The 25,102-nt window shown below is 62.2% G+C and carries 27 protein-coding genes and 1 pseudogene; 16 read left to right on the top strand and 12 right to left on the bottom strand.

Going from position 1 to position 25,102, the window contains the following annotated elements; translation table 11 throughout:
* Positions 1-19: 19 nt before the first annotated feature.
* The 3 genes from ACPDZI_RS07965 to glpD form a co-directional block, all read right to left on the bottom strand.
* A complete protein-coding gene (locus ACPDZI_RS07965; protein WP_011705545.1) occupies positions 20-1,093 on the bottom strand; it encodes a 3-deoxy-7-phosphoheptulonate synthase in 1,074 nt (357 codons plus the stop codon).
* 319 nt (positions 1,094-1,412) lie between these two features.
* Positions 1,413-2,492 carry a glycerophosphodiester phosphodiesterase gene (glpQ, locus tag ACPDZI_RS07960; RefSeq protein WP_438834311.1) on the bottom strand — a complete coding sequence of 360 codons (1,080 nt, stop codon included), beginning with the start codon at positions 2,490-2,492 and terminating at the stop codon, positions 1,413-1,415.
* A 102-nt stretch (positions 2,493-2,594) separates the two neighbouring features.
* Positions 2,595-4,082: a glycerol-3-phosphate dehydrogenase gene (gene glpD, locus ACPDZI_RS07955; protein WP_076359825.1), complete on the bottom strand. Its 1,488-nt coding sequence runs from the start codon at positions 4,080-4,082 to the stop codon at positions 2,595-2,597.
* A gap of 104 nt (positions 4,083-4,186) precedes the next feature.
* Between glpD and ACPDZI_RS07950 the strand changes: the two genes are divergently transcribed.
* Complete coding sequence (locus ACPDZI_RS07950) at positions 4,187-4,396, top strand: hypothetical protein (protein WP_202010692.1); 210 nt, start codon at positions 4,187-4,189, stop codon at positions 4,394-4,396.
* 7 nt (positions 4,397-4,403) lie between these two features.
* Here ACPDZI_RS07950 and ACPDZI_RS07945 read toward each other — a convergent pair whose 3' ends face one another.
* Together ACPDZI_RS07945 and glpT are read right to left on the bottom strand one after the other, a co-directional pair.
* The gene (locus tag ACPDZI_RS07945; RefSeq protein WP_011705542.1) at positions 4,404-5,162 is read right to left on the bottom strand and encodes a DeoR/GlpR family transcriptional regulator; all 759 of its coding nucleotides are present in this window, start codon (positions 5,160-5,162) and stop codon (positions 4,404-4,406) included.
* Positions 5,163-5,263: 101 nt separating this feature from the next.
* On the bottom strand, positions 5,264-6,619 hold the full coding sequence (glpT, locus tag ACPDZI_RS07940; RefSeq protein WP_076359829.1) for a glycerol-3-phosphate transporter: 1,356 nt from the start codon (positions 6,617-6,619) through the stop codon (positions 5,264-5,266).
* Between the two features lie 487 nt (positions 6,620-7,106).
* Between glpT and ACPDZI_RS07935 the strand changes: the two genes are divergently transcribed.
* Together ACPDZI_RS07935 and glpK are read left to right on the top strand one after the other, a co-directional pair.
* The gene (locus ACPDZI_RS07935; RefSeq protein WP_011705540.1) at positions 7,107-7,955 is read left to right on the top strand and encodes an MIP/aquaporin family protein; all 849 of its coding nucleotides are present in this window, start codon (positions 7,107-7,109) and stop codon (positions 7,953-7,955) included.
* A gap of 54 nt (positions 7,956-8,009) precedes the next feature.
* Complete coding sequence (gene glpK / locus ACPDZI_RS07930; protein ID WP_076359831.1) at positions 8,010-9,512, top strand: glycerol kinase GlpK; 1,503 nt, start codon at positions 8,010-8,012, stop codon at positions 9,510-9,512.
* Positions 9,513-9,680: 168 nt separating this feature from the next.
* On the opposite strand, the gene ACPDZI_RS07925 is transcribed toward glpK, so the two are convergent.
* Positions 9,681-10,583, bottom strand: a complete 903-nt coding sequence (locus ACPDZI_RS07925; RefSeq protein WP_438834310.1) for a LysR substrate-binding domain-containing protein — start codon at positions 10,581-10,583, stop codon at positions 9,681-9,683.
* 190 nt (positions 10,584-10,773) lie between these two features.
* On the opposite strand from ACPDZI_RS07925, the gene ACPDZI_RS07920 reads away from it, so the two are divergent.
* The 7 genes from ACPDZI_RS07920 to ACPDZI_RS07890 all read left to right on the top strand — a co-directional run bounded on the left by ACPDZI_RS07920 (position 10,774) and on the right by ACPDZI_RS07890 (position 15,358).
* Positions 10,774-11,160 (top strand): DUF6404 family protein, encoded by a 387-nt coding sequence (locus tag ACPDZI_RS07920; protein WP_438834309.1) that lies wholly within the window; start codon positions 10,774-10,776, stop codon positions 11,158-11,160.
* Between the two features lie 57 nt (positions 11,161-11,217).
* Positions 11,218-11,439 (top strand): hypothetical protein, encoded by a 222-nt coding sequence (locus ACPDZI_RS07915; protein WP_336988888.1) that lies wholly within the window; start codon positions 11,218-11,220, stop codon positions 11,437-11,439.
* A 115-nt stretch (positions 11,440-11,554) separates the two neighbouring features.
* Complete coding sequence (locus ACPDZI_RS07910) at positions 11,555-11,941, top strand: DUF6404 family protein (protein WP_438834308.1); 387 nt, start codon at positions 11,555-11,557, stop codon at positions 11,939-11,941.
* A gap of 26 nt (positions 11,942-11,967) precedes the next feature.
* Positions 11,968-12,333, top strand: coding sequence for a VOC family protein (locus tag ACPDZI_RS07905; RefSeq protein ID WP_261998945.1), 366 nt, complete (start codon positions 11,968-11,970; stop codon positions 12,331-12,333).
* A gap of 153 nt (positions 12,334-12,486) precedes the next feature.
* Complete coding sequence (locus ACPDZI_RS07900) at positions 12,487-12,777, top strand: putative quinol monooxygenase (RefSeq protein ID WP_139737152.1); 291 nt, start codon at positions 12,487-12,489, stop codon at positions 12,775-12,777.
* Between the two features lie 90 nt (positions 12,778-12,867).
* Positions 12,868-13,671 carry a 2,5-didehydrogluconate reductase DkgB gene (gene dkgB, locus ACPDZI_RS07895; protein ID WP_438834307.1) on the top strand — a complete coding sequence of 268 codons (804 nt, stop codon included), beginning with the start codon at positions 12,868-12,870 and terminating at the stop codon, positions 13,669-13,671.
* 514 nt (positions 13,672-14,185) lie between these two features.
* Positions 14,186-15,358 (top strand): MFS transporter, encoded by a 1,173-nt coding sequence (locus ACPDZI_RS07890; RefSeq protein ID WP_438834306.1) that lies wholly within the window; start codon positions 14,186-14,188, stop codon positions 15,356-15,358.
* Positions 15,359-15,420: 62 nt separating this feature from the next.
* Here ACPDZI_RS07890 and cydX read toward each other — a convergent pair whose 3' ends face one another.
* Genes cydX through ACPDZI_RS07875 form a run of 3 tightly spaced genes read right to left on the bottom strand, consistent with a single transcriptional unit; the run spans position 15,421 to position 18,260 of the window.
* Positions 15,421-15,534 carry a cytochrome bd-I oxidase subunit CydX gene (gene cydX / locus ACPDZI_RS07885; RefSeq protein WP_005310033.1) on the bottom strand — a complete coding sequence of 38 codons (114 nt, stop codon included), beginning with the start codon at positions 15,532-15,534 and terminating at the stop codon, positions 15,421-15,423.
* Between the two features lie 27 nt (positions 15,535-15,561).
* Entirely contained in the window at positions 15,562-16,689 is a 1,128-nt protein-coding gene (cydB, locus tag ACPDZI_RS07880) for a cytochrome d ubiquinol oxidase subunit II (RefSeq protein ID WP_438834305.1), read from the bottom strand.
* Positions 16,689-18,260: a cytochrome ubiquinol oxidase subunit I gene (locus ACPDZI_RS07875; RefSeq protein WP_017409912.1), complete on the bottom strand. Its 1,572-nt coding sequence runs from the start codon at positions 18,258-18,260 to the stop codon at positions 16,689-16,691. The genes cydB and ACPDZI_RS07875 overlap by 1 nt, the downstream gene beginning before the upstream one ends.
* Positions 18,261-18,380: 120 nt before the next feature.
* On the opposite strand from ACPDZI_RS07875, the gene ACPDZI_RS07870 reads away from it, so the two are divergent.
* Positions 18,381-19,820, top strand: a complete 1,440-nt coding sequence (locus tag ACPDZI_RS07870; RefSeq protein WP_438834304.1) for a PLP-dependent aminotransferase family protein — start codon at positions 18,381-18,383, stop codon at positions 19,818-19,820.
* Between the two features lie 33 nt (positions 19,821-19,853).
* Here the strand turns inward: ACPDZI_RS07870 and ACPDZI_RS07865 are convergent, their stop codons facing one another.
* Both ACPDZI_RS07865 and ACPDZI_RS07860 read right to left on the bottom strand, forming a co-directional pair.
* Positions 19,854-20,372 carry a GNAT family N-acetyltransferase gene (locus tag ACPDZI_RS07865; RefSeq protein ID WP_438834303.1) on the bottom strand — a complete coding sequence of 173 codons (519 nt, stop codon included), beginning with the start codon at positions 20,370-20,372 and terminating at the stop codon, positions 19,854-19,856.
* 135 nt (positions 20,373-20,507) lie between these two features.
* On the bottom strand, positions 20,508-21,149 hold the full coding sequence (locus ACPDZI_RS07860; RefSeq protein WP_438834302.1) for a tellurite resistance TerB family protein: 642 nt from the start codon (positions 21,147-21,149) through the stop codon (positions 20,508-20,510).
* A 142-nt stretch (positions 21,150-21,291) separates the two neighbouring features.
* On the opposite strand from ACPDZI_RS07860, the gene ACPDZI_RS07855 reads away from it, so the two are divergent.
* The 5 genes and pseudogenes from ACPDZI_RS07855 (at position 21,292) to ACPDZI_RS07835 (ending at position 24,149) form a co-directional block, all read left to right on the top strand.
* Positions 21,292-21,603 (top strand): hypothetical protein, encoded by a 312-nt coding sequence (locus tag ACPDZI_RS07855; RefSeq protein WP_438834301.1) that lies wholly within the window; start codon positions 21,292-21,294, stop codon positions 21,601-21,603.
* Positions 21,604-21,623: 20 nt separating this feature from the next.
* Positions 21,624-22,093: pseudogene (locus ACPDZI_RS07850) on the top strand (acyl-CoA thioesterase).
* Between the two features lie 81 nt (positions 22,094-22,174).
* Complete coding sequence (gene rsmS / locus ACPDZI_RS07845) at positions 22,175-22,330, top strand: pleiotropic regulatory protein RsmS (protein ID WP_005299504.1); 156 nt, start codon at positions 22,175-22,177, stop codon at positions 22,328-22,330.
* A gap of 40 nt (positions 22,331-22,370) precedes the next feature.
* The gene (locus tag ACPDZI_RS07840) at positions 22,371-22,838 is read left to right on the top strand and encodes a GyrI-like domain-containing protein (protein WP_438834300.1); all 468 of its coding nucleotides are present in this window, start codon (positions 22,371-22,373) and stop codon (positions 22,836-22,838) included.
* A gap of 111 nt (positions 22,839-22,949) precedes the next feature.
* Positions 22,950-24,149: an MFS transporter gene (locus tag ACPDZI_RS07835; protein ID WP_438834299.1), complete on the top strand. Its 1,200-nt coding sequence runs from the start codon at positions 22,950-22,952 to the stop codon at positions 24,147-24,149.
* Between the two features lie 23 nt (positions 24,150-24,172).
* Here ACPDZI_RS07835 and ACPDZI_RS07830 read toward each other — a convergent pair whose 3' ends face one another.
* Entirely contained in the window at positions 24,173-25,021 is an 849-nt protein-coding gene (locus ACPDZI_RS07830) for a LysR family transcriptional regulator (RefSeq protein ID WP_043166442.1), read from the bottom strand.
* Between the last annotated feature and the right edge of the window lie 81 nt (positions 25,022-25,102).

Genomic DNA, 25,102 nt, shown 5'->3' with positions numbered 1-25,102 from the left:
GCTGACAAGATACCACGGCTTATGCCTTGGTTCTGGCCAAAAGTGGTGCCGCCAGCTGGCTGTGGCAGCGGGCCAGCAGCGCATCCGTGGTCTCCCAGTCGATGCAGGCATCGGTGATGGAAACGCCGTAGCGCATCTCGCACTTGGGCTGCTCGCTCGACTGATTGCCTTCGAACAGGTTGGATTCGAGCATCACCCCGATGATGGAGCGGTTGCCCTCCTGGATCTGGTGGATCACGTTGTCCGCCACCTTGGGCTGCAGGCGGTGATCCTTGCTGGAGTTGCCGTGGCTGCAATCCACTACCAGGCCGGGCAGCAGGCCCGCCTTCTCCAGCGCCTCTTCCGCCAGCGACACATTGACCGAGTCGTAGTTCGGGTGCTTGCCGCCGCGCAGGATCACGTGGCCATCCGGGTTGCCCTGGGTCTGCAGCAACGCGACCTGACCCTGCTGGTTGATCCCCATGAAGGCGTGGGGGCTGGAGGCCGCCTGCAGCGCATTGATGGCGGTGCCCAGGTTGCCGTCGGTGCCGTTCTTGAAGCCGACCGGCATGGAGAGGCCGGAGGCCATCTCCCTGTGGGTCTGGGATTCGGTGGTACGGGCACCGATCGCCGACCAGGAGAAGAGCTCTGCCAGGTATTGCGGGCTGATGGGGTCGAGCGCCTCGGTGGCCAGCGGCAACTCCAGCTCGGCCAGCCAGCAGAGCAGCTCGCGGGCGCGGTGCAGCCCCAGCTCCACGTCGAAGGTGCCGTCCAGGTTCGGATCGTTGATAAAGCCCTTCCAGCCGACCGTGGTGCGCGGCTTCTCAAAATAGACCCGCATGACAATGTAGAGAGAGTCCTGATAGGCGTCATGCAGCGCTTTGAGTCTGGTTGCGTACTCTTTGGCGGCGTCCATGTCGTGGATGGAGCAGGGACCACAGATCACCAGCAAGCGGTGATCGCGACGGTGGATGATGTCGGCGATGGTATTGCGGGCCCCTTGCACGAAGGCCAGCGCGCGATCGGAGATGGGCAGTTTCTCCTTGAGCTGGGCAGGCGTGATCATCACTTGTTCGGACTGGATATGGATGTTGTTCAGGGGATCTCTTTGCATGTTCTCATTCTCTCTACTGTTTCAAGCCAATTGCGCTGACTGTTCATTTTTATTTACACAAGTCAGCACTTTGTTACGCAACCGCCCTCACCTTACCAATTAAAAACAAACAATCAAGTGAAACCAGTGGATTTATTCGCTGACAGATGGATAAATGACCACAAAAGAGACCCTTTCGGCCAGAAAGTAGCGATCCGCACATGCTCCACACACCAAAATCGTAAACATATGATTACACTCATTCTGTTTTCTCTTGCCAACTAGCATAAAAAAGCGGGGCACCTGGCCCCGCTTGCATTCCCGTGTTGCTCTTCTTTTATTATTTGCCGTGAGCCTTGATCACCTCGACCGCCTTGTCGGGGAAGTCACTGAATACCCCGTCCACATCGGCCTGATAGAGGAAGATGTTGAGCAGGTCGGTGAAGTCTTTCGCATAGGCCGGGATCTGGCCCTCATCCTGACGGAAGGTATAAGGATGCACTTTGAGGCCGGCCGCGTGGGCCTCTTTTACCATGTCAGTGAAGGTCGGTTTGCCCAGGGTACCCGGCTCCGGCACTATCATCGGCTTCCAGGGGCCGATCCCCTCGGCATAACCGGCGATCTCCTTCATGGCGCCCGGCTTGAACATCCAGTCATAGCTGTAGGGGGTCGCCTTGCCCTTGGCGTCATAGACCATGGTCTCGTTCCAGTCGGTCTCGGCCATCAGCTGCACCAGCTTCAAGTCCATACCCATGGCGGGCATCAGCTCGCTGTTGATGCGCTTGAGCTCGTTGGTATCGAAACACTGCAGATAGACCTTGTCGTTCTTGCTGGTGTAACCGTACTCCTTCAGTACCTTGAGCACCGCCTTGGAGATGTCCTTGCCCTCGTGGCGGAACAGCCAGGGGGCTTTTATCTCCGGGTAGATACCGATGTTCTTGCCGGTGCTCTTGTTGAGCCCCTGGATCATCTCGATCTCTTCCTGGAAGGTATGGATCTTGAAGCTCGACTTCCACAGCGGGAAGCGGGCCGGGTAGACCGGCACCTGCTTGCCCTCCACCAGCTGGAACGGCTCGGTCATGCGCAGGGAGCGCACCTCGTCCAGGGTGAAATCCACCACATAGTAGCGACCATCCGGGCGGGCCCGGCCGGGGAAGCGCTCGGCCACATCGGTGATGCCATCGAGGAAGTGATCGTGCATCACCACCAGCTGGTCATCCTTGGTCATCACCAGATCCTGCTCCAGATAGTCGGCCCCCATGCCATAGGCCAATGCCTTGGACTCCAGGGTGTGCTCGGGCAGGTAGCCGGAGGCCCCCCGGTGAGCGATCACTATCTTGCCTTCATCGGCCGCCAGGGTGGGCAATGCCAGGGCGGCCCCCAGACCAAGGGCAAGCAGGGAGAGAGTGTGTTTTTTCATGCGCGGTGCTCTTTGTTATTGTTTATGGGATGTAGGTTATTGTTATAACAGAGGTTTATTGCATTTTTACGGCGGGCGGCCAGGGCCGCCCACCGGGGGTGATCAGCAGGCTTCGGGCAGGGCGTGGTGGTGTTCGCTGAGCCAGGCAGCCAGTTGCTGCTGCTCGGCTTCGGACAGACGCAGCCCCAGCTTGCTGCGGCGCCACAGAATGTCTTCCAGGCTGCAGGCCCACTCCCGTTCGATAAGGTAGCGCACTTCCGCCTCATACAAGCCGGCCCCAAAATGCTGGCCACGATCCTGATGCAGCCAGAGACGGGCATGGGCGCCATAGGCCTCGGCAATGCGCAGGGCACTGCGATCATCGAGCCAGTCAAATTCCAGCGCAAAGGCGCGCGCCAGCTCGCGCACCGAGCAGTCGAACTCGCCACCGGGCAGCCGGCTGTTGGCGGTCCAGTCATCCCCCATCTGGCTGAACCAGGGCTTGAGCTTGTTGCAGGCAGCCTGGGCCAGCTTGCGATAAGTGGTGAGCTTGCCGCCAAACACTGACAGCAGCGGCGCACCGTCGGATTCACCGGAGAGCTCCAGGGTGTAGTCGCGGGTCACCGCCTGCGGCGAGTCGGACTCGTCATCGCACAGCGGGCGCACCCCGGCGTAGGTCCAGATCACGTCTTTGGGGGCGATCTGACGGGTGAAGTGGGCGTTGACCACCTTGCACAGGTAGTTGATCTCGGCGTCGCTGATCTTGGCTTCACGCGGGCTGCCCTTGTGCTCCACGTCCGTGGTGCCGATCAGCGAGTAGTCCTGCTGATAAGGGATGACGAAGACGATGCGGTTGTCCTCGTTTTGCAGGATGTAGGCCTCTTCGCGCTCATGGATGCGCGGCACTATCATGTGGCTGCCCTTGATGAGGCGAATGCCGCGCGGAGATTTCTCGTGCAGGCTCTCGTCATAGAAGGTCTTGACCCAGGGGCCGGCCGCATTGACCAGACCGCGGCAGGTGACGTTGAACTGCTCGCCCCCTTCCCGCTCCAGCGTCAGGGTCCAGTGTTTGGAGCCGCGCACCGCCTTCACGCAGCGAGTGCGGGTCTGCACGTCGGCGCCCTTGTCGCGCGCCATCATGGCATTGAGCACCACCAAGCGGGCATCGTCGACCCAGGCGTCGGAATACTCGAACCCCTTGCTGATGCCGGCGGTGAGGCCATCCTGCGGCAGGAAGCGCACGCCGCAGCTGCCCTTGAGCTTGTCGCGCTTGGCCAGGTTGTCATAGAGGAACAGGCCAGCGCGGATCATCCAGGCCGGGCGCAGGTGCGGACGATGAGGCAGACGAAAACGCATGGGACGGGCGATGTGAGGGGCCATGCCGAGCAGCACCTCCCGCTCCGCCAGCGCCTCTTTCACCAGCCGGAATTCGTAGTGTTCGAGGTAGCGCAGGCCGCCGTGGATCAGCTTGCTGGAGTTGGAAGAGGTGGCAGAGGCGAGATCGCGTGCCTCGAACAGGGCAACCTTCAGACCCCGCCCCGCTGCATCAGCCGCAATGCCTACCCCGTTGATGCCGCCGCCGACGACGACCAGATCATAATGTTCGCTCATGTTCACCTACTTTCTTATTTTGACCTTGCGAAACCGTCGCAATGTTTGATTTCGCTCATATTAGAGCATGAAAAAATGATAAACGAACATTTTATGGAGAAAATGTGATCGCGATTGTTTTGGCAATGCTAAAAATGCTGCCGGTCGGTGATAAAGCGGCGCCGCCTGGGGAAAACGGGGGCAAGGCTGTGAGCGAGATCGCGCTTTTGGGGACATCAACACGACATTGGCGGTGGGATGAGGGCGGGCAGAAACGCGGGAAGGCTGAAAACGAAGCGGCCGCCCGATGGCGGCCTGGTGCTGGAACGGGTTAACGGCAACTCAGCAGATGTGGCACTCGATCTGATGCTGGGACATCAACCGCATCAGCTTCTCCGGCGGCTCCTGATCGGTGAACAGGGCGTGGATCTGGCTGAGGTTGCCGAGGTTGACCATGGCGTTGCGACCAAACTTGGTATGGTCGGCGGCCAGGAACACCTGGCGGGAGTGGGCGATGATGGCCTGGGCAATCTTCACCTCGTGGTAGTCGAAGTCGAGCAATGAGCCGTCGCTGTCGATGCCCGAGATGCCGATGACGCCGTAGTCCATGCGAAATTGGCCGATGAAGTCGCGGGTCGCCTCCCCCACGATGCCGCCGTCCCGGTTGCGAATTTCGCCGCCGGCGATGATGACGGTGAAGTCATCCTTGGCGGTGAGGATGCTGGCCACGTTGAGGTTGTTGGTGACGATGCGCAGCTCCCGGTGATCGAGCAGGGCGCGGGCGATGGCTTCGGTGGTGGTGCCGATATCGATGAACAGCGATGAACCGTCGGGAATATTGGCGGCCACTTCACGGGCGATACGCTCTTTCTCCTTGAGCTGCATCACCTTGCGGGCGCTGTAGGCGGTGTTGACGGTACTCGAATGCAGGGAGGCCCCGCCATGATGGCGCCGGATCTTGTTCTGCTCGGCGAGATCGTTGAGATCCCGGCGAATGGTCTGGGGGCTGACGTCAAAGTGGGTCACCAGATCCTCGGTCGAGACAAAGCCCTGCCGCGTCAGGACGTCCAGGATCTCCAGATGTCGTTGGGTTTGCTTCACGCTTGAACTCCGATGATGAGACGAAAAAAGGCCCCGGCAGATGCGGGGCCTTGGGGAGTTTACCTGATCCCTTTTCCAATCGATAAGGGCAGGATCACGTTTTATGCCTTATGGGCAGCCGCTTTGGCGGCAATCGACTGGTTCTCGTGCTTGAGGGTCATCGCCAGCAGGATGATGGAGAGCACGCAGGAGGCGGTCAGCACCATGAAGCCGCCATCCCAGCCGAAGTGGTCAACGGTGTAGCCCAGCATGGCGTTGGCCGCGACCGCGCCACCCAGATAACCGAACAGACCGGTGAAGCCTGCCGCAGTACCGGCGGCCTTCTTCGGCGCCAGCTCCAGGGCATAGAGGCCGATCAGCATGACGGGGCCGTAGATCAGGAAGCCGATGGCCACCAGCGCCATCATGTCGACGGTCGGGTTGCCGGCCGGGTTGAACCAGTAGACCAGCACGGCCAGGGTCACCAGCACCATGAACAGGATGCCGGCCGGCGCACGGCGGCCCTGGAACATCTTGTCAGAGATCCAGCCGCACAGCAGGGTGCCCGGAATACCCGCCCACTCGTACAGGAAGTACGCCCAGGAGGAGTTGTCGACGCTGAAATCCTTGGCCTCTTTCAGGTAGGTCGGCGCCCAGTCCAGCACACCGTAACGGATGAGGTAAACGAAGGCGTTGGCTATGGCGATGTACCACAGCAGCTTGTTGTGCAGCACGTACTTGACGAAGATCTCCTTGGCGGAAAACTCCTGCTCGTGGCTTTCGTTGTAGTCCTTCGGATAGTCGTTCTTGTGCTCCTCGATGGGAGGCAGACCCACGGATTGCGGGGTGTCACGCATCACGAAGAAGGCGATCACCGCGATGGCGGCGGCGGCAGCAGCCGGCACATAGAAGGCACTGCGCCAGTCGTTGAACCAGCCCATCCCCAGAATGAACAGCGGGCCTATCATGCCGCCACCCACGTTGTGGGCCACGTTCCAGACCGCGACCACTTCGCCGCGCTCCTTCTGTGACCACCAGTGCACCATGGTGCGACCGCAGGGCGGCCAGCCCATGCCCTGTGCCCAGCCGTTCAGGAACAACAGCACGAACATGATGGCGATGCTGGAGGTGGCCCAGTGCATGGTCCCCATCATGAACATGATGCCGGCCGACAGCAGCAGACCGGCGGAGAGGAAGTAGCGGGCGTTGGAGCGGTCCGACACGTTCCCCATCAGGAACTTGGAGAGACCGTAGGCGATGGAGACGCCGGACAGCGCCAGACCCAGATCACCGCGGGAGAAGCCCTGTTCGATCAGATAGGGCATCGCCAGACTGAAGTTTTTCCGTACCAGGTAGTAACCGGCATAACCGAAGAAGATCCCGAAAAACACCTGCCAACGCATGCGTTTGTAGAAGGGGTCGACCTTGTCGGCCGGAAGCCTGTCTATGTGTGGTGCAGGCCTGAAGAGACTAAGCATGTTCTGCTTCCTTATTGTTGTTGTGGGCGGTTGAGGGTGCCCTGTCCATGCTGACCAATCAGATGAGTCCTGATTCGAAAGCGAGCCTATTGTGCTCACATGTGAACATTTAATCTGTGATGGAGGCTGAAATATTGCAGTTTTATTACAAAAGAAAGTGTCAAATGAGCAATCACTCATCAGCCGCAATCCCTTGTGTAGCAAGGCTTTTGGCTACCCACTAAGTGGTATAACCACTGTATCAACTTGCTTTCCGTCACATTTTCTTAGCAATGAGTGGGATCTTGTCCACATTTCCTGCGGGGAGGGAGTGGTGAATGGGCGATTTAGGTTTATTTTCTCTCTCGTCCGAGAACGAGCGCAAACGAGCATAACGTTTGCGTCAGCTCAAAAAACAAGAAGAAACGTTTTCGGACGCAATAATGGGAATGAAAAACAACAAAACGGAACATCAAACCTACTCTGGGTGGATATAAGGAATAACGGTATGAGCATACAAAGACCCAATACCCTGCTTGGCGAATGCATCGCCGAGTTTATCGGAACCGGCCTGCTGATCTTCTTCGGTGTCGGCTGCGTGGCCGCACTGGTACTGGCGGGAGCCAACTTCGGGCAATGGGAAATCTCCATTACTTGGGGTCTGGGCGTCGCCATCGCCATCTATGTCACCGGCGGTATCTCCGGTGCCCACCTCAACCCGGCCGTGACCCTGGCGCTGATGACCTTCTGCGGGTTCGACAAGCGCAAAGTGGTGCCCTACATCATCGCCCAGGTTGCCGGCGCCTTCTGCTTCGCGGCGCTGGTCTACTTCCTCTATGGTAACCTTTTCACCCAGTGGGAAGTGACCCACAACGTGGTGCGCGGCAGCGTCGAGAGCCTCGGCAGCGCCGGCATCTTCTCTACCTACCCGAACGCCCTGCTCTCCAACATGCAGGCCTTCGCGGTCGAGATGGTGATCACCGCCGTGCTGATGCTGGGCATCATGGCACTGGGTGACAACAACAACGGTGCCCCCAAAGGCTTCGCCGCCGCCCTGCTGATCGGTATCCTGATCGCGGTGATCGGCGCCTCCCTTGGCCCGTTAACCGGTTTCGCCATGAACCCGGCCCGTGATTTCGGCCCCAAACTGTTCGCCTTCCTGGCCGGCTGGGGTGACGTAGCCATGACCGGTGGTCGTGACAACCCCTACTTCTGGGTTCCCATCCTCGGCCCCATCGTCGGTGCCCAGATCGGTACTGCCCTCTATGTAAAAGTGTTGGCTCCCTGTGTGCCGGGTAACCGCGTCGCCACCGAAGAAGCCGCCAAGCTGTCTAACAAAGAAGAGGCCGCCGCCTAAGAGTGGCCCTCCCCAACGTGTAAAAACGTGGAAAATAAAAACGTGGAGAACATCATGTCTGCTGAAAAGAAATATGTCGTCGCTCTGGACCAGGGTACTACCTCTTCCCGTGCCATCGTGTTTGACCAGGACGCCAACATAGTCGGTACCTCCCAGCGCGAATTCACCCAGCACTACCCGAAAGCGGGCTGGGTGGAGCACGACCCGATGGAGATCTGGGCGACCCAGTCTTCCGTCTTCACCGAAGTGCTGGCCAAGACTGGCCTTCGCAGCGAAGAGATCGCAGCCATCGGCATCACCAACCAGCGTGAAACCACAGTGGTATGGGAAAAGGCCACCGGCAAGCCCATCTACAACGCCATCGTCTGGCAGTGCCGCCGCACCGCGGCCATCTGTGAAGAGCTGAAAGCGCGCGGCCTGGAAGAGTACGTGCGTGAAAACACCGGTCTGGTGCTGGATGCCTACTTCTCCGGCACCAAGGTGAAGTGGATCCTCGACAACGTCGAAGGGGCCCGCGAGAAGGCGATGAACGGCGAGCTGCTGTTCGGCACCATCGACACCTGGCTGGTGTGGAAGATGACCAACGGCGAAGTGCACGTCACCGACCCGACCAACGCCTCCCGTACCATGCTCTACAACATCCGCGACCTGAAGTGGGATCAGCGCATGCTGGACGAGCTGGGCATCCCCATGTCCATGCTGCCGGAAGTGAAGCCCTCTTCCGAAGTGTACGGCTACACCACCCGTGGCGGCGGCTCCCGCATCCCCATCGCCGGTATCGCCGGTGACCAGCAATCTGCCCTGTTCGGCCAGCTCTGCTTCGAGAAAGGGATGGCCAAGAACACCTACGGCACCGGCTGCTTCATGCTGATGAACACCGGCACCGAGCCGGTTCGCTCCAGCAACGGCCTGCTGACCACGGTCGCCATCGGCCCGAAAGGGGAAGTGAATTATGCCCTTGAGGGTGCGGTATTTATGGGTGGCGCCACCATCCAGTGGCTGCGTGACGAGCTGAAGATCATTCACGATGCCCGCGACACCGACTACTTCGCCTCCAAGGTTGGCGACACCAACGGCGTCTACCTGGTACCGGCCTTCGTCGGCCTGGGCGCTCCCTACTGGGATCCGTATGCTCGCGGTACCATGGTCGGTCTGACCCGTGGCGCCAACCGCAACCACATCATCCGTGCCGCGCTGGAATCCATCGCCTATCAGAGCCGCGATGTGCTGGATGCGATGCAGCAGGACTCCGGCATCAAGCTGGCCGCCCTTAAGGTGGACGGTGGCGCGGTAGCCAACGACTTCCTGATGCAGTTCCAGGCCGACATGATGCACACCCCGGTGGTGCGTCCGACCCGTATCGAGACCACTGCCATGGGTGCCGCCTTCCTGGCGGGTCTGGCAGTCGGCTTCTGGAAGAGCTCGGATGAGCTGGAAGACAAGTTCAGCGTGGACCGCGAGTTCATCCCACAGATGGACCGCGACGATCGCGCCAAGCGCTACAACGGCTGGAAGAAGGCAGTGGAACGTTCACGCCGCTGGGCAGAAGAGGAGTGATCGGGCAACCGACACAGCTCTGAGCTGAAAAATGTGAGAGGCCGACAGCGATGTCGGCCTCTCTGTTTTTTAGCGCAGCCCCGATGATAACACCCCCTATCCTGCCTCGGCAGGCACCCCAAGCACGGCAGGCCCTTTCTATCGTGTGGCCCGGTCAGAATTGGGGCGCTAAAGCCTCTCGCTGCCGAGCTGCTCTTTGAGGAAATCGAGCCAGACCCGCAGCCGGATGTCACGCTGGGCATCGGAGTAGAACACCGCATTGATGGGGCGCGAGGCACCGCTGTTGCTGCGGGCCAGCACCTCCACCAAGGCCCCGCTCATCCGATCCTGCCCGGTCATGAAATCCGACAGACAGACGATCCCCTGCCCCCGCAGCGCCAGCTGGCGCAGGGTTTCACCGCTGCTGGCGCGCAGGGTCGGGGTGATGGGAAAGCGGTCCCCCTGCTCCTGGCTCAGCAACGGCCAGTGGTTGAGGTGATCGGGGTGCAAAAAACCGAGCAGCTCGTGCCCGCTCAGCAGATCCGCCGGTTGGCGCGGGGTACCGCGCTCACGCAAATAGTCGGGGGACGCCAGCAGCCGCAGCCGCGAGCGGCCCAGCGGCAGCGCCCGCAGGGAGGAGTCGGTCAGCTCGCCGATGCGAATGGCCATGTCCACCCGCCGCTCCATCAGGTTGATGAAGCCCTCGGAGCTGTGCAGTTGCAGCTCGATGGCGGGGTAGCGGCGGCGAAACTCGCCGATGATGGGCACCAGCCGGTGCAGGATAAAGGGGGTGGCGGCATCGACCCGCAATACCCCCTCCGGCTGCTCGCGGCGCATCAGCAGCAGCCCCTCCGCCTCGCTCATCTCGGTCAGGATCTTCACCGCTCGCTGATAGAACCAGCTCCCCTCCTCGGTCAGGCTGACCCGCCTCGTGGTGCGGTTGAGCAGCACGGTCGAGAGCTTCTCTTCCAGCCGCTTGATGCCGCGGCTCACCACCGAGTTGTCCATGCCGAGGTTCTCCGCCGCCTGGCGAAAACTGCCCGCCTCCACCACCGCCACAAACAGGGTCAGTTCATCAGAATGGGTCTTCATTGCTGCAATCCAGACAAGAGTAATGGGTCTTTATAGGCACGGAGGCCCTGGATTGGCAAGGATGCTCTAGTAGCTGTGCTGGTATTTAGCAGAGAAATAATCTGATATGGCTGCTACCCCTCAGCCTGCCTAATCCGTAGAATGCTGCAAAAAAGCACCATATGACGCTGCTGCGATATAAGGTAAATCAATGACATTTGAAGAACGGCTGACCATAGCCCATCAGACTCTGGCTGACCAAGGCATCAAGGAATACGACTACAACCCATGGATGTTCAAGCGGCTGCGCAAACTCGGCTGCACCGTCAAGCCCCCTTATTACACGGGCTGGCTGGTCAATTTTCTTTGTGCCAGCCTCAATATCGCGCCGATCTGGGGTCTGATTATGTGGACGTTCGTTTGGCACCCAGAGGGAAGATCTTTCGTATCATCCTTGTTCAGCACAGCGCTATTCGCTGGCCTGTTTGGCCTCGTTACCTTGATCAGGCTATGGCTGAAGCGCAGGCAGCTTGATTTGACCCCATGGGAACAGTTAGCACGCCAATCCATCCGTGAAAGCGCGGCAGGAAAAGGCTGAAACCCCGCCGCAAATTGGCACCAGATGTAATACAAGCTATAGACACGGACCCCCATCTTGCCCGATTTCGTTAAATTCATTATCAGTTTTTCAGTTCACTGCGTCATTCCAATGGCCATTGGCTTGTTGGTTCTCACCTACCGGCTTTTCCGCTACCACAATGGCAACTGGCGCAGCTATCAACGCAGTCGTGACCTTCTTCCTCTATTCGCTTCCATTATCCTTGGTATGGTGGTCGCAAGAAGATTTCTTCCAGCCATCATGGCGGCCCTGGAGTGATTGGAAAGCGTATAGATAAATAACGTGACCACGAGCCCACATCGCGTTGATGGTTTGCCAGTAGAATGCGGCAAGATGGCATCGTATGACACCAAGCATCTCAAGGAAAAACATCATGGAGTTCGAACGCAGGCTGGTGGCCGCCCACCGGGAGCTGGCTGAGAAGGGCGTGCAGACGCTCAACTACAACCCGCCGATCACCTGGCTGCTGCGAAAGGCTGGGTTCACCATCAGGCCGCCCCACTACGAACGCTTTCTGGTCAATGCCCTTGCTCTGGGGATCCCCCCTGGCGCTATCTGGGGGGTGTTGATGTGGTTCTTCGGCTGGCAACATGAGGTAAGCCCCGCATTCGCCCTGCGCCAGAGCCTGCTGTTTGGCATAGGGGTCGGTCTGCTGATGGGGACCTGGTTCTGGTTTCGGCGCAAGCAGCTCAAGCTGACCCCCTGGGACGCCTTGCCCCACTCCACAAGCCCCACGCAAAAGCGCTGGCAACCGAAATAACCACCGATATCGACAAGGAAACCCTTATGACCAGGGCCCATGAAAAACTGAACTATGTGGAATTTGCGGCCAGGGATCTTGCCGCTACCAAAGCCTTCTTCACCGCCGCCTTTGGCTGGCAGTTTGCCGACTACGGCCCCGATTATTGCGCCTTCGAAGGGGAAGGGCTGGATGGCGGCTTCTACCGCGCCGAACTGTGCAGCCAGAGTGCTCAGGGCGGGGCGCTCCTGGTGTTCTACAGCGCCGATATCGAGGCGACCCAGGGCAAGGTGAGCCAGCATGGCGGCACCATAGTGCGCCCCCTGTTCGACTTTCCAGGTGGCCGCCGCTTTCACTTTGTCGAGCCCAGCGGCAATGAATTTGCGGTCTGGTCCGAACCGGCCAGCGCTTGATAATACTCCGCCCTCCCCTGGCCCACCTGCACCACGACCAGCCATGGGGAGGCCACATTGCTGCACTCACCTCAATAGTGTTTTGCGACTGCTGCCCTGTATCCCCCAGTCTGGGGCGGGCATACTGACTCCCGTCTTAACGAGGAGGTTCAGATGCCATCCCCCCTGATTGTGATTGCCCAGCTTGACGCCAAACCCGAATTCGCCGCCCAGTTTCGCGCTGCCCTCGAGCCGCTGATCGCCGCGACCCTGCAAGAGCCGGGGTGCCTTCGCTACCAGTTGCACCAGAGCCTGGAGAGCCCCCATAGCTGGATGCTGTACGAGGAGTGGGAGAGTGAAGCAGCCCTCAGCGCCCACCAGCAGCAGCCCCATTTTCTCGCCTTCGTGGCCGACACCCAGGAGTGGTTTGCCAGCAGCCTGGTGCGCCGCTATCACAGGGTCTGAGGCTGCCGGCGCCCTCCCCGCCGGATCTGCACCGCAGGCCCGGCAAACAGACAAAGCATTGAGCGTAGAAACACTAACCTGAGGAATTTGATGATGAAGATGCCCAACTTGGGTCTTGGAACCTTCCGCCTGAAAGATCAGCCCCTTCGCGACTCCCTGCTCCAGGGGCTGGAACTTGGCTACCGCCATATCGATACCGCCCAGATCTATGACAACGAGGCCGAAGTGGGCCAGCTGATGAGCGAGAGCGGCGTGTCCCGCCAGGATATCTATCTGACCACCAAGGTGTGGACCAGCGAGTTCGGTCCGGGCAAGCTGATCCCGAGCCTGGAGGTGAGCCTGGAAAAACTGGGCACCGACTATCTGGATCTGGCGCTCATTCACTGGCCCTCCCCCAAGGATGAGGTGCCGATGGCGGTCTATCTGGAGCAGCTGGCCGAGGCCAAAGCCCGGGGCCTGACCCGCGAGATCGGGGTCTCCAACTTCACCGTGGCCCAGCTTAAAGAAGCTATCGAGGTTCTGGGGCCGGGCGTCATCGCCCATCAGCAGGTGGAGATCCACCCGCTGCTGCAAAACCGCAAGGTGGTGGAATTCTGCCAGGCCCACGGTATCGCCATCACCGCCTACATGCCGCTCGCCTATGGCAAGGTGCTCGCCGAGCCGCTCTTGATGGAGATCGGCCAGCGCCACGGCGTCTCGGCGGCGCAGGTGTCGCTGGCCTGGCTGCTGGCCCAGGGCATGACGGTGATCCCGAGTTCTACCAAACGGGAGAATCTGGCCGCCAACCTGGCCGCGCTGAAGGTACGGCTCAGCAGCGACGAGATGGCGCAGATTGCCACCCTGGATCGGGGTGAGCGCTGCGCCAACCCGGACTTTGCGCCGAATTGGGACTAATCAGCAGGTTCAACCGGATTGTTCCCTCTCCCCATGGGAGAGGGCTAGGGTGAGGGTATAGCAGACTACCCTAGGCTAGTTTTGCTGCATATACAGAATGCCCCCTCATCCCCGACCCTTCTCCCGCCAGGGGAGAAGGGAGGTAAGAACGATCCGGGATATTTATCCAACCCCTAGCGGGAGGCATTGTGCCTCCCGCTTTTTTGTCTCCAACACCGCACCACGGCAGCCCGTGCAGCCCCCCCCAGAGCCTTCTCTCAACCCTTTACTTCTTACCTCTTTCCTCTTTGTCCCGGTTCGCTATGTACTGATTGCTGCCGTACACGTTATCTCCGCACCCACCTCGCACGCTACGACCTGTTCTTGCCGCGTTGCCTCAGCCACTCCTCCTTCCACGGTTTCATTGCTGCTTATTTGGCAAAAGTAATTTGATGTTGCTGTCATTTTTACCAACAAACGCCCTCGGCATACTGGCGCCATTCTCCCGTCGGGAGTCCCTATCCAAGGAGTTGTTATGCCACTGGCGTTATTTGCCCTCACCCTGAGTGCCTTTGCGATCGGCACCACCGAATTTGTGATCGTGGGGCTTATTCCCACCATCGCCGAGCAGCTGAATGTCTCGCTCCCCTCCGCAGGCCTCTTGGTCAGCCTCTATGCCCTTGGCGTGGCCATCGGTGCCCCCGTGCTGACGGCGCTGACCGGCAAGGTGCCGCGCAAGTGGCTGCTGGTGGGGCTGATGGCGCTCTTTACCGCCGGCAACCTGCTGGCCTGGCAGGCCCCCGGTTACGAGAGCCTGATTGTGGCCCGCATCCTGACCGGGCTGGCCCACGGGGTCTTCTTCTCGGTGGGCAGCACCATCGCCACCGGCTTGGTGGCCAAGGAGAAAGCGGCCAGCGCCATCGCCATCATGTTCAGCGGCCTCACCATCGCGCTGGTGACCGGCGTCCCGCTCGGTACCTGGATTGGTCAGGTCTTTGGCTGGCGCGAGACCTTTCTGGTGGTGAGCCTGCTGGGCCTCGTCGCCATGGTGGGCAGCCTGCTGCTGATCCCGAGCAACCTGCCCAAGGGGGCGGCCTCAACCATCCGCGAACAGCTCTCGGTACTGACCAAAAAGCCGCTGCTGCTGGTCTATGCCAAGACCGCGCTCGGTTACGGCGGCGCCTTCACGGCGTTTACCTTCCTCGCCCCCATCCTGCAGCAGGTGAGTGGCTTTAGTGCCGGTGCGGTGAGCCTGATCCTGCTGGTCTACGGGGTATCGGTCGCCGTCGGCAATATCTGGGGTGGCAAGCTGGCTGACAAGATGGGTCCGCTGCCTGCGCTGAAGCTGCTGTTTGCAGGTCTCGCATTGGTGCTGCTGGCCCTCACCTTCACCGCGCCGCACCCGGTGCTGGCGGTGCTGACCGTACTGGTGTGGGGCGCCTTTGCCTTTGGCAACGTGCCGGGTCTGCAGGTGCTGGTAGTGAAGCAGGCCGAGCAGCACACCCCCAGGGTGGTAGACGTGGCATCGGGCCTCAATATCGCCGCCTTCAACGTCGGCATCGCACTGGGCTCCGTCGTCGGCGGCCTGGTGGTGGAACACCTGGGGTTGATGCACACCCCCTGGATCGGTGCGCTGATCGTGCTGCTGGCCTACGGCCTCACCCATGTCAGCGAGCGGCAGGCCGCCCGGGTTGCCCTCCCCGCCTAAACGAGCCCTCCAACAAGATGCAAAAAGGCCGACACCTGTGTCGGCCTTTTCATGGAGGCGTCTCAAGACTCCTTGAGATCCTCATCGGCGGCCCAGCGCGCCTCCAGCCAGAGCAGGTTGACCAGGCCGCACAACAGGGCGAAGCCCAGTCCCAGAATCCAGGTGAAATACCACATATCGCATGATCCTTGGGTTGAAGAGGGTTAGTAGAGGCTGTGGCCGTGCTGGCGGATCTGCTGGGCACTCATCTTGCCGCGCACCACCCGGTAGACCCAGAGGGTATAGCCGATGTTGATGGGCATCAGCACCCCGACAATCCCCAGCATGATGAAGAGGGTGCGCTCGCTGGAGGTGCTGTCCCACAGGGTCAGGCTGCTGGACGGATCCAGCGACGAGGGCAGCACGAACGGGAACAAAGCGATGGCAATGGTCAGCATCATGCTGGCGCAGGCGCCGCCACTGGCGAGCAGGGCCGTGCGCGGCAGCTCGCGGGCGCTGGCCAGGCTGCTCACCATGGGCAGCACCAGGCCAAGCGCCGGCACGCTCCAGAGCCAGGGATGGGCGACGAAGTTGGCAAGCCAACCCTGCTGGGCCACCCCCACCTCCTTCATCAGCGGGGTGAGCGCCCCGTTGATATCCCCTATCTCCAGCACCCGGTAGCCTGCCATCTGGCTGAGCCAGACGCCGCCCAGGGCAAACAGGCCGCTCGCCAGCGGACCGAGCCAGAGGCTCTGGCGGGCGCAGCGCCGGGCGATCTCTCCCTGGGTCTTGCACTGCAGGAAGCTGGTGCCGTGCAGCAACAGCAGCGCCAGCGCCGTTCCCATGCAGGTCAACAGCAGCGGCCAGTGGAAGTCAAAGGCACCGTAGTGAATGCGAAGGGCCGCATCGAAGCGAAACGGCAGCCCCTGCAGCAAAAAGCCCAAGGTTGCGCCAAACACCAGGGTCGGCAGCAGGCCGCCCACCACCAGAGCGCGATCCCACCAGCGGCGCCAGACCGGGTCCACCAGCTTGCTGCGATAGTCAAAACCGACCGGCCGCAGGAACAGGCCGAAGAGCAGGAACATGAAGGGCACGTAGAGCGCCGAGAAGGCGGCGGCATAGACCAGCGGCCAGGCGGCGAACAGGGCGCCGGCCCCGGCGATGAGCCACACCTGGTTGCCCTCCCACACCGGCCCCACGCTGTTGAGCAGCACCCGCCGCTCCTCGTCGTTCTTGGCCACCACCGGCAGCAGCATGGCCACGCCGAGATCGAAGCCATCCATCACCACGAAGCCGACCAGCATGAACAGCACCAGCCCCCACCAGATCAATTTCAGGGTTTCGTAATCCATCAGGCAGGACTCCCGTTTTGCAACACTTCACCTTGATAGCGACCCGTCTGCAGGCTGGCGGGCCCTTTGCGGATCACATGACGCAACAAGAACAACTCCACCACCAGCAGGCTGGTGTAGATGAGACAGATGGAGATCAGGCTGAACCAGAGCTGGCCCGGGGTCAGCAAGGAGACGGACGCCGACACCGGCAGCACGTCGCTGATGGTCCACGGCTGGCGACCGAACTCGGCCACGAACCAGCCCGCCTCGATGGCAATCCAGGGCAGCGGAATAGACCAGAACAGGGCCTTGAGCAGACGTGGGGATTGCACCAGCTTGCCCCGGCACAGTTGCAGGAAGGCGGCAGCAAACAGCGCCAGCAACACCACGCCGATGCCCACCATCAGCCTAAAGCTCCAAAACAGCGGCGCCACCTGGGGGATGGAGTCCGCCACCGCCTTGGCGATGGCCGCCTCGTCCGCCTTGCCAATCTCCTTGGCATAGGGGGTGAGCAAGAGGCCGTAACCCAGATCCTGGCGATGACGCTCGAAGGTCGCTCGCGCCGCCTGGTTGCTGCCATCGGCCCGCATCGCTTCGAGCGCCTCGTGGGCCAGCATGCCGCTGCGAATGCGCGCCTCGTGCCGCGCCTTGAGATCTTTGAGGCCCGTCACCTGCTCATCGAGGGAGCGGGTGGCGATGATGCCCATCAGATAGGGGATCTTCACCGCGGCATGGGTGGTCTCGGCGGCCTGATCCGGAAAGCCGAACAGGGTGAAGGAGGCCGGCGCCGGCTCGGTGTGCCACTCCGCCTCGATGGCGGCCAGCTTCACCTGCTGCACCTCGCCGGTGCGATAGCCCGACTCGTCGCCGAGCACGATGACCGAGAGGATGGCCGCCAGACCAAAGCCCGAGGCGATGGCAAAGGAGCGCAGGGCGAAGCGCACCTCCATGCGGCGCAGCAGATACCAGCTGCTCACCCCCATCACGAACAGGGAGGCCGCCACATAACCCGCCGCCACCGTGTGCACGAACTTGACCTGGGCCACCGGGTTGAAGATCACCGCGGCCACGTCCACCAGCTCCATGCGCATGGTCATGGGGTTGAACTCGGCGCCGACCGGGTTTTGCATCCAGCCGTTGGCGATGAGGATCCAGAGCGCGGAGAGGTTGGAGCCGAGCGCCACCAGCATGGTCACCAGCAGGTGCTGACCGCGGGAGAGCTTGTCCCAGCCAAAGAAGAACAGACCCACCAGGGTGGACTCGAGGAAGAAGGCCATCAACCCCTCCACCGCCAGCGGCGTGCCGAAGATGTCGCCGACATAGTGGGAGTAGTAGGCCCAGTTGGTACCGAACTGGAACTCCAGGGTAATGCCGGTGGTCACCCCCATCACGAAGTTGATGCCAAACAGCTTGCCCCAGAAACGGGTGATGTCTTTGTAGATCACCTTGCCGGTCATCACGTAGGCCGACTCGGCGATCACCAGGATCCAGGACAGCCCCAGGGTGAGGGGCACAAACAGAAAGTGGAACATCGCCGTCGCCCCGAACTGCATTCGGGAGAGGCTGACCACATCATCCAGGCTTATCATGCATGACTCTCTATGTTGCATTTAACAGACAGGTTTTCGCCCGTTAAGTACATCACGGTCCATGACACCTATAACAGATGCAGTTATAGTGAAATACACCTATAACAGTTTGACAATCCCATGTCCCTATACGGCCAGCTGGCAGATCAGCTGCAACAGCAGATAACGAGCGGCCTCTGGCAGCCGGGGGAGCGCATCCCCTCCATCCGCCAGAGCTGCAAGACCCATGGCCTCAGCCCCATGACGGTGCTGCAGGCCTACCAACTGCTGGAGAGCCGCGGCCTCATCCTGGCACGGCCCCAGTCCGGCTACTACGTCAAGGCGGCCCCCTCCCGCCCGGCCGCCAGTCTGCCCCAGCAGGCGCACTACAGCGGCTCGGTAGACATCAACGATCTGGTGTTCGAGGTGTTGCAGGCGAGCAAGTCGCGGGAACTGGTGCCGCTCGGCATGGCGGTGGCCGATCCCACCCTGTTCCCCCACCCCCAGCTCGGCCGGGCGCTGGCCAGCAGCATGCGCCGACTCGACCCCTTCAGCACGGTGGCAGATCTGCCACCTGGCAACGAGGCGCTGCGCCGGGCCATCGCCCAGCGCTACGCTGGCGAGGGGCTGGCGGTAGACCCCCAGCAGATCATCATCACCACCGGCGCCATGGAGGCACTCTCCCTCAGCCTGCAGGTACTGACCGAGCCCGGCGACTGGGTGGTGGTGGAGTCCCCCACCTTCTACGGCGCCCTGCAGGCCATCGAGCGACTCAAGCTCAATGCGGTGGAGATCCCGGTGATCCCGGGGGTGGGCATCGATCTCGCCCTGCTGGAGGAGGCCCTCGCCCAGCGCCCCATCAAGGCGTGCTGGTTGATGGGCAATGTCCAGCACCCGCTCGGTCACACCATGCCGGATGAGCACAAACAGGCGCTGATGGCGCTGCTCAATCGGCACGGGGTGGCACTGGTGGAGGACGACGTCTATGCCGAGGTCTACTTCGGCCGCGAGCGGCCAAGGCCCATCAAGTATTGGGATACCAGTGGCGACAGCCTGCTGTGCAGCTCCTTTTCCAAGTGCCTGGCGCCCGGCTTTCGGGTCGGCTGGGTGCTGGCCGGCCGTCACGCCGAGCGGGTGCAGCGACTGCAGCTGATATCGACCCTCTCCACCAATGTGCCAAGCCAGCTGGCGCTGGCCGAGATGCTGCGCCAGGGCGGCGTGGATGCCCACTTTCGCCGGCTGCGCCACACCCTGGCCCAGCGCCAGCAGCAGATGCGGGCCGCCCTGCTGCGCCTGCTGCCGGGGGAAGTGAGCATCTCCTCCCCCGATGGCGGCTACTTTCTCTGGCTCGAGTTTGACCCGTGTATCGACAGCCGCGCCCTGCATGCCCAGGCGCTGGCCAGCGGTTTTTCACTGGCCCCCGGCGCCCTCTTCTCCAGCAAGGGGCTGCACAACCACTGCCTGCGCCTCAACAGCTCCCATCCCTGGAGCGAGCAATTGGAGGCGGCCCTAGTCCGGCTGGCCGAGCTTATCCATCGTCAACTGGGCCCTGTCCCCGCCAGAAACAACAAGGCCCCGTGACGGGGCCCGACTGGCTTACCCGACTTGAGCAGGCTACCTGGCGTAAATTTCTGACTGGCGCGTGAACCCCAGGGATTCGTAGAGTGCCTTGGCGCGCTCGTTGAATGCCATCACCTCCAGCCGGATCTGGTGGGCACCGTGTACCTTGCCCCACTCGTCACAATGGGCGATCAGCGCCTTGCCGATGCCTTGGGATCGATGCCCTTCATCAACCACCACGGTGCCGATGCGGCAGATCGGCTGTTTGCTCAGAAACGGGATGGTTTCGTTGATGTCGATGCGCGCAGTCAGAAAACCCACCACGGCCCCCTCCTGCTCGGCAACGCAAAACAGCCGCCCTTCGGCGGCGATGGCCGCCAGCAAGAAAGCCCGCTCCTCGGGGGATGGAGGACAAAAGACCTGCGGGGCCTGCTCGAAGTGGATCTCTCCTATCTGCCGGTTCAGCTCGAGGATGGCGTCGATGTCCTGCTCCTGTGCCTTGCGTATTTCCAATGAATGCTCCTTGCCTCTGTGTCCTGGCGATGATGTGCCTGAGCGATGCGACAGTCTCATCTGCTCCCTTTTGGCCAAAGAGTCATCATAGTGGCTGCCCGCGCCAATAAGAAGTGCCGTGACCAGTGACTAGTGACCAGACACAACAAGGCCCCATGACGGGGCCTCATCGACAATCCTTGTCCCTGACGGGGTTCAGGCCGGCTGCGCCAGCTGGGCCACCTGCCGCTCTATGCTGCCTTTGAGGTTGTCATCGAGCTTGAGGGCGCGGGCCAGCTCGTCCAGATAACCGCGCTCCATGAAGTGATCCACCTCGATGGCGAGCAGGGAGGCGAGGTAGACCTCGGTCGCCAGCTCCATGTCGGTTACTTCCCGCGCCAGGGCGTGGGGATCGAGCGGGCGGGCCAGCTCGGCATCAATCCAGCGAGCCGCATCGCTCTGCCCCTGTTCGGTCAGGTACTGCTGGATCTTCTGGCGCTCGTCGCCGTCGATATGGCCGTCGGCCCGCGCTGCCGCCACCATGGCTCGCACCAGGAGCGCAGCTCTGGCATCCAGCGCGTTGCCTTGCAGGGTATCCAGGGGCTGGGCCGGGCTTGACTGCTGGGCCTGCCAATCCTGATACAGCTTGTAGGCCAGCCCGCCGAGCGCCGCCGCCCCGCCCACCGCCGCCACCTTGCTGCCATATTTGCGCATCTTCTTGTTGCCAAGCAGCAGGGTCATGGCGCCGGCCGCCAGGCCCCCTTGCGCCATCCCCTTCATCTGCGCCTTGCGGCTGTCGCCGCCTTCGTTGAGCCAGCCTTTGCCAGCGCCCAACAGCTGATCAAGCATCTGTTTCATCATGACTCCTCGCAATTGACTCCCCCATGCTTGCGCCGGGTCGATGAACCAAGAGTGAATGAGGCCCCATTATCGCAGCACAGCCTGTGCATCCCATCGCCATTCGCGGTATACCTGAAACAGGTCAACAAGGAGCAACCGGATGCGCACCCTCACTCCATGGATCCCCTTCGGCCTGGCCCTGCTGTGCGGCCCCGCTCATGCCGCCAGCGAGCTTGATCGTCCGGCCCAGCAAGCCAAGCTGGATGCCGCCTGCCAGCAGGCCCAGCAGCAGCTGGTCGAGCAGGGCAAGCAGCAACGGATCGACGCCTGCATCAAGGCGGGCGGCAAGGCCGCCAAATGCCAGCAGGAGTTCGCCAGTTTTGGCCAACGCGAGGGCAACAAGCGGCCCGATTTCAACAACCTGGTCCCTTGCCAGCAGGCTGACGCCTATTGCAAGAGCTACCGGCAATGACCCTCAATCAAGGAGCACCCATGACCCCACCCCGCGAGCTAACCCTTCAGTTTCTGGCCGAGCCCGCCGACGTCAACTTCGGCGGCAAGGTACACGGCGGCATGGTGATGAAGTGGATCGATCAGGCCGGCTACGCCTGCGCCGCCGGCTGGTGCGGCGGCTACGCGGTGACCGTCTATGTGGGGGGATCCGTTTTCTGCGCCCCATCCAGATAGGCCAGCTGGTGGAGGTACACGCCCAGGTGATCCACACCGGCACCACCAGCATGCACCTGGCGGTGGATGTCTACAGCCGCCATCCGGCCAGCCGGGAGCGCCACAAGACCACCCACTGCATCATCATCTTCGTGGCCATGGACGAGAACGGCAAACCGACCCAGGTGCCCCAGTGGCAACCGCAAAACGAGAGCGATCGGCAACTGCAGCAGTACGCCCTCAAATTGATGGCCCTGCGCGAGCAGATTGAGCAGGAGATGCGCCAGCACCTCTAGCCGGGTTGCCCGCAACACCAGACAGGTCCCCATCCGGGAGCGGCCCTGTATAATGGCGTTTTCCCCGTTACGGAGTCTGTCATGTCATTGGAAACTGCCCCGCCCGAGGTTCAGCTCGCGGTGGATCTCATCGAACTGCTGGAGACCAACCGGATTGAGCCGGCCCTCGCCCTGGCGGCGCTGGCCATCGTCTCCGCGGACTATCAGCGCAAGCTCAACGAAGGCAAGGAGTGCTGAGCAAGGTTGCCTTGCCACCCCATCTTGCACAGGAGGTGTCATGACTGATCCCATCCGTTTTGAAACCGGCCGCCCCATGCTGCTTGGCGGCCTGCGCCGTCACCATGCCTTCGCCCACGCCGACTTCGGCGGCCAATGGCGCGATTTCAGCGCCCTGGGTCCGCTGCCGGGCCAGCTGGGCGAGCATGCCTACGGCGTCATCTGCGGCGTAACCGCCACCGAGTGCGAATACATGTGTGCGGTGGAGGTCGCCGCGCTGGAGCTGCTGCCCAAGACGCTGGAGCGTGTGCGCATCGAGCCCCAGACCTATGCCGTCTTCCTGCATCAGGGGCATGTCTCGACCATGCCGCACACCTGGCAGCAGGCGCTGGACTGGCTGGCGCAGTCCGCTTACCAGTCGGCCCACAAGCCCGATTTCGAGCGCTATGGCGCCGCCTTTGACCCGGACACCGGCAGCGGCGAGGTCGAACTCTGGCTCGCCGTGCTGCCGCGCCAGGCCATCGCCTGAGCATCCCGCGATCTCTGCCTTGATACACCGGCAAGGTTTAACCCAGACGAGGGGCTGACTCGGCGCTCGGGCAGTGCAAGGATATGGCTCCCTTACTGCCCGAGAGTTGTTATGGATAACCAGGAATGTCTCGACCAGGCCGGTCTCTGGAGCCACTCCGCCCGCATCATGACGCTGGCCTGCCTCATCGTCTTCATGGCCCAGATGGCCACCACTGTTTACCTCCCCTCCCTGCCCGTGGTGATGACGGATCTCGCCATGACCCGGCAAGGGGCCGAGCTCTCCATCTCGCTGTTCGTCATCGGCGCCGCCCTGCCGGTGCTGTTCTGGGGCGCCGCCGCCGATCGCTATGGCCGCCGGCTGCCCCTCGCCCTGTCACTCTTGCTGTTTGTCGGCCTCAGCCTGCTGCTGGCCACCACCAGCCAGGGGCCGCTGCTCTTGATCCTGCGCACTCTGCAAGGGGTGGCGGCCGGCGGGGCGGCCATCATCGCCCGCATCCTGGTGCGGGATCACTGGCACGGCGATGAGCTGGCGCGCCGCCTCTCGGTGCTCTCCATCGCCTTTATCACCGCCCTCGGCGGCGGTCAGTGGATAGGCGGCCTCATCAGCCGTTATGCCCATTGGCAGCTGGGATTCGTGCTGATGGCCGGGGTTGGCGTGCTGGCGCTGCTCTTGATGAGCAGCCTGTCGCTGCAGGGGCCCAATCCGGCGGCGACGGGCGGCGGCATGTGGGCCCGTTACGCCAACCTGCTGCGCCGCCCCGGCTTTTTCTGGCCGGCCTGCGCCGGTGGCATCGGCTTTGCCATCACGGTGACCCTGCAGGAGGTGAGCCCCTTCGTGCTGCAGCAGGGGTTTGCCCTCGAGGTCACCACCTTCGGCAGCCTGGGGTTGCTGATCGGTATCGCCTACTTCGCCGGCGCCATGACGGTCAACCGGCGGGTCGCCCGGGTGGGAGGCCGCCAGCTGATGCGCCAGGGGGCGGCACTCATACTGCTGGCGGCCAGCGGCATGCTGCTGCTCTGGGCACTGGGCGCCTTGCGGGGCAGCGGTGGATTGATGGCCATGATGACCTGCTACTGCCTCATCATCTTCGGGCAGGCGGTGCTCTTTCCCAACAGCATGGCGCTGGCGGTGAGCGATGGCCGCGAGCACGGCGCCTACGCCATGGCCCTGTGCGGCTTCCTGCAGCAGGGGGTGGCTGGGGTGGCTGCCGCCGGCGCCACCCTGGTGAGCCATCACGGTGCCTGGGCTCCGCTCGTCTTCACCCTGGCGCTCATCACCCTGCTCATCGTGCGCATCGGGGGGCGCTAAGCAGCGCCCCAGCCTGCGTCCCTTCACCGTTCAGCGGGCCCCATCACCCGATCACACAGGCTGATGAGGGCCTCGCAGAGGCGAGTGAGCGGCTCGCCGCGCTCCGCCCCCAAGTGCAGTGCCAGCTCCACCGGCGCCACTGCCGGCCAGTGGGTCAGCTCCTGCTGATCCGGCTGCAGCAAGCGCCGGGGCAGCAGGCTGACCCCGATCCCGGCGCTCACCGCCCCCTGCAGGCTGGCCAGACTGGCGCTGACGTAGGCGATGCGCCAGCGCCGCCCCATCCCGTCGAGTGCCTCGGTCACCTGCCGCCGATAGAGCCCTTCGCTCGGGAACACCACCAGCGGCAGGGGATCCCGCTCGCTGGCGGGCCAGGCTCGGCTGTCGACCCAGGCCAGCGGCTCGCGCCAGCAGGCGCGCGGCGCCCCCTGTCCCCGCGCCTGTTTGACCAGCGCCAAGTCCAGCTCGCCGGCCTCGAAGCGCTGCCAGATCTCGTGGCTGAGGCCGCTGTGCACCTCCAACCGCACCTGCGGGTAATCGCGGGCAAAGGCCGCCAGCACCGGGGCGATGGCACCGGCGGCAAAATCCTCCGGTACCCCCAGGCTCAGTTGCAGACTGGCCTCGGCCACCTGCTCTTCGGCCCGGGCCAGCAGGGCCAGGATGCTGCGGGCCAGCCCCAGCAGCTTTTCTCCCTCTGCCGTGGTTACCACCTGGCGACCAGAGCGGTCCAGCAGCGGGCAGCCGAGCTGCTGTTCGAGCCGCCGCATCTGCTGGCTGATGGTGGATTGGGTGAGGTGCACCCGTTCACCGGCGCGGGTAAAACTGCCGCTGTCGACGATGGCGACAAAGCTGCGCAGCAAGAGGGGATCCAGCATGGCGACTCCATTTACAAAACCACTGGATGTCATTCTATCATTTAATTTCCCCATGACTGATTCCCCCGCTAGGCTGGTCTC

The sequence above is a fragment of the Aeromonas oralensis genome (assembly GCF_049665575.1).
GTDB lineage: Bacteria > Pseudomonadota > Gammaproteobacteria > Enterobacterales > Aeromonadaceae > Aeromonas > Aeromonas hydrophila.
The sequence above is the reverse complement of the archived record's forward strand: the minus strand, read 5'-3'. Positions and strand labels throughout refer to the sequence as shown.

Excerpts from the sequence above, each read along its gene's own strand:
- glpD (WP_076359825.1), bottom strand. The coding sequence starts at position 4,082 with ATGAGCGAACATTATGATCTGGTCGTCGTCGGCGGCGGCATCAACGGG.
- ACPDZI_RS07840 (WP_438834300.1), top strand. The coding sequence starts at position 22,371 with ATGACTGATCCCATCCGTTTTGAAACCGGCCGCCCCATGCTGCTTGGC.
- dkgB (WP_438834307.1), top strand. The coding sequence starts at position 12,868 with ATGATGAAGATGCCCAACTTGGGTCTTGGAACCTTCCGCCTGAAAGAT.
- ACPDZI_RS07870 (WP_438834304.1), top strand. The coding sequence starts at position 18,381 with ATGTCCCTATACGGCCAGCTGGCAGATCAGCTGCAACAGCAGATAACG.
- ACPDZI_RS07860 (WP_438834302.1), bottom strand. The coding sequence starts at position 21,149 with ATGAAACAGATGCTTGATCAGCTGTTGGGCGCTGGCAAAGGCTGGCTC.
- ACPDZI_RS07835 (WP_438834299.1), top strand. The coding sequence starts at position 22,950 with ATGGATAACCAGGAATGTCTCGACCAGGCCGGTCTCTGGAGCCACTCC.
- ACPDZI_RS07875 (WP_017409912.1), bottom strand. The coding sequence starts at position 18,260 with ATGATAAGCCTGGATGATGTGGTCAGCCTCTCCCGAATGCAGTTCGGG.
- ACPDZI_RS07925 (WP_438834310.1), bottom strand. The coding sequence starts at position 10,583 with ATGAAGACCCATTCTGATGAACTGACCCTGTTTGTGGCGGTGGTGGAG.
- glpQ (WP_438834311.1), bottom strand. The coding sequence starts at position 2,492 with ATGAAAAAACACACTCTCTCCCTGCTTGCCCTTGGTCTGGGGGCCGCC.
- rsmS (WP_005299504.1), top strand. The coding sequence starts at position 22,175 with ATGTCATTGGAAACTGCCCCGCCCGAGGTTCAGCTCGCGGTGGATCTC.
- ACPDZI_RS07890 (WP_438834306.1), top strand. The coding sequence starts at position 14,186 with ATGCCACTGGCGTTATTTGCCCTCACCCTGAGTGCCTTTGCGATCGGC.
- ACPDZI_RS07965 (WP_011705545.1), bottom strand. The coding sequence starts at position 1,093 with ATGCAAAGAGATCCCCTGAACAACATCCATATCCAGTCCGAACAAGTG.
- ACPDZI_RS07935 (WP_011705540.1), top strand. The coding sequence starts at position 7,107 with ATGAGCATACAAAGACCCAATACCCTGCTTGGCGAATGCATCGCCGAG.
- cydX (WP_005310033.1), bottom strand. The coding sequence starts at position 15,534 with ATGTGGTATTTCACCTGGATTCTGGGACTGGGCTTCGCCCTGTTGTGC.
- ACPDZI_RS07855 (WP_438834301.1), top strand. The coding sequence starts at position 21,292 with ATGCGCACCCTCACTCCATGGATCCCCTTCGGCCTGGCCCTGCTGTGC.
- ACPDZI_RS07905 (WP_261998945.1), top strand. The coding sequence starts at position 11,968 with ATGACCAGGGCCCATGAAAAACTGAACTATGTGGAATTTGCGGCCAGG.
- cydB (WP_438834305.1), bottom strand. The coding sequence starts at position 16,689 with ATGGATTACGAAACCCTGAAATTGATCTGGTGGGGGCTGGTGCTGTTC.
- ACPDZI_RS07830 (WP_043166442.1), bottom strand. The coding sequence starts at position 25,021 with ATGCTGGATCCCCTCTTGCTGCGCAGCTTTGTCGCCATCGTCGACAGC.
- ACPDZI_RS07900 (WP_139737152.1), top strand. The coding sequence starts at position 12,487 with ATGCCATCCCCCCTGATTGTGATTGCCCAGCTTGACGCCAAACCCGAA.
- glpT (WP_076359829.1), bottom strand. The coding sequence starts at position 6,619 with ATGCTTAGTCTCTTCAGGCCTGCACCACACATAGACAGGCTTCCGGCC.
- ACPDZI_RS07865 (WP_438834303.1), bottom strand. The coding sequence starts at position 20,372 with ATGAGACTGTCGCATCGCTCAGGCACATCATCGCCAGGACACAGAGGC.
- ACPDZI_RS07910 (WP_438834308.1), top strand. The coding sequence starts at position 11,555 with ATGGAGTTCGAACGCAGGCTGGTGGCCGCCCACCGGGAGCTGGCTGAG.
- glpK (WP_076359831.1), top strand. The coding sequence starts at position 8,010 with ATGTCTGCTGAAAAGAAATATGTCGTCGCTCTGGACCAGGGTACTACC.
- ACPDZI_RS07920 (WP_438834309.1), top strand. The coding sequence starts at position 10,774 with ATGACATTTGAAGAACGGCTGACCATAGCCCATCAGACTCTGGCTGAC.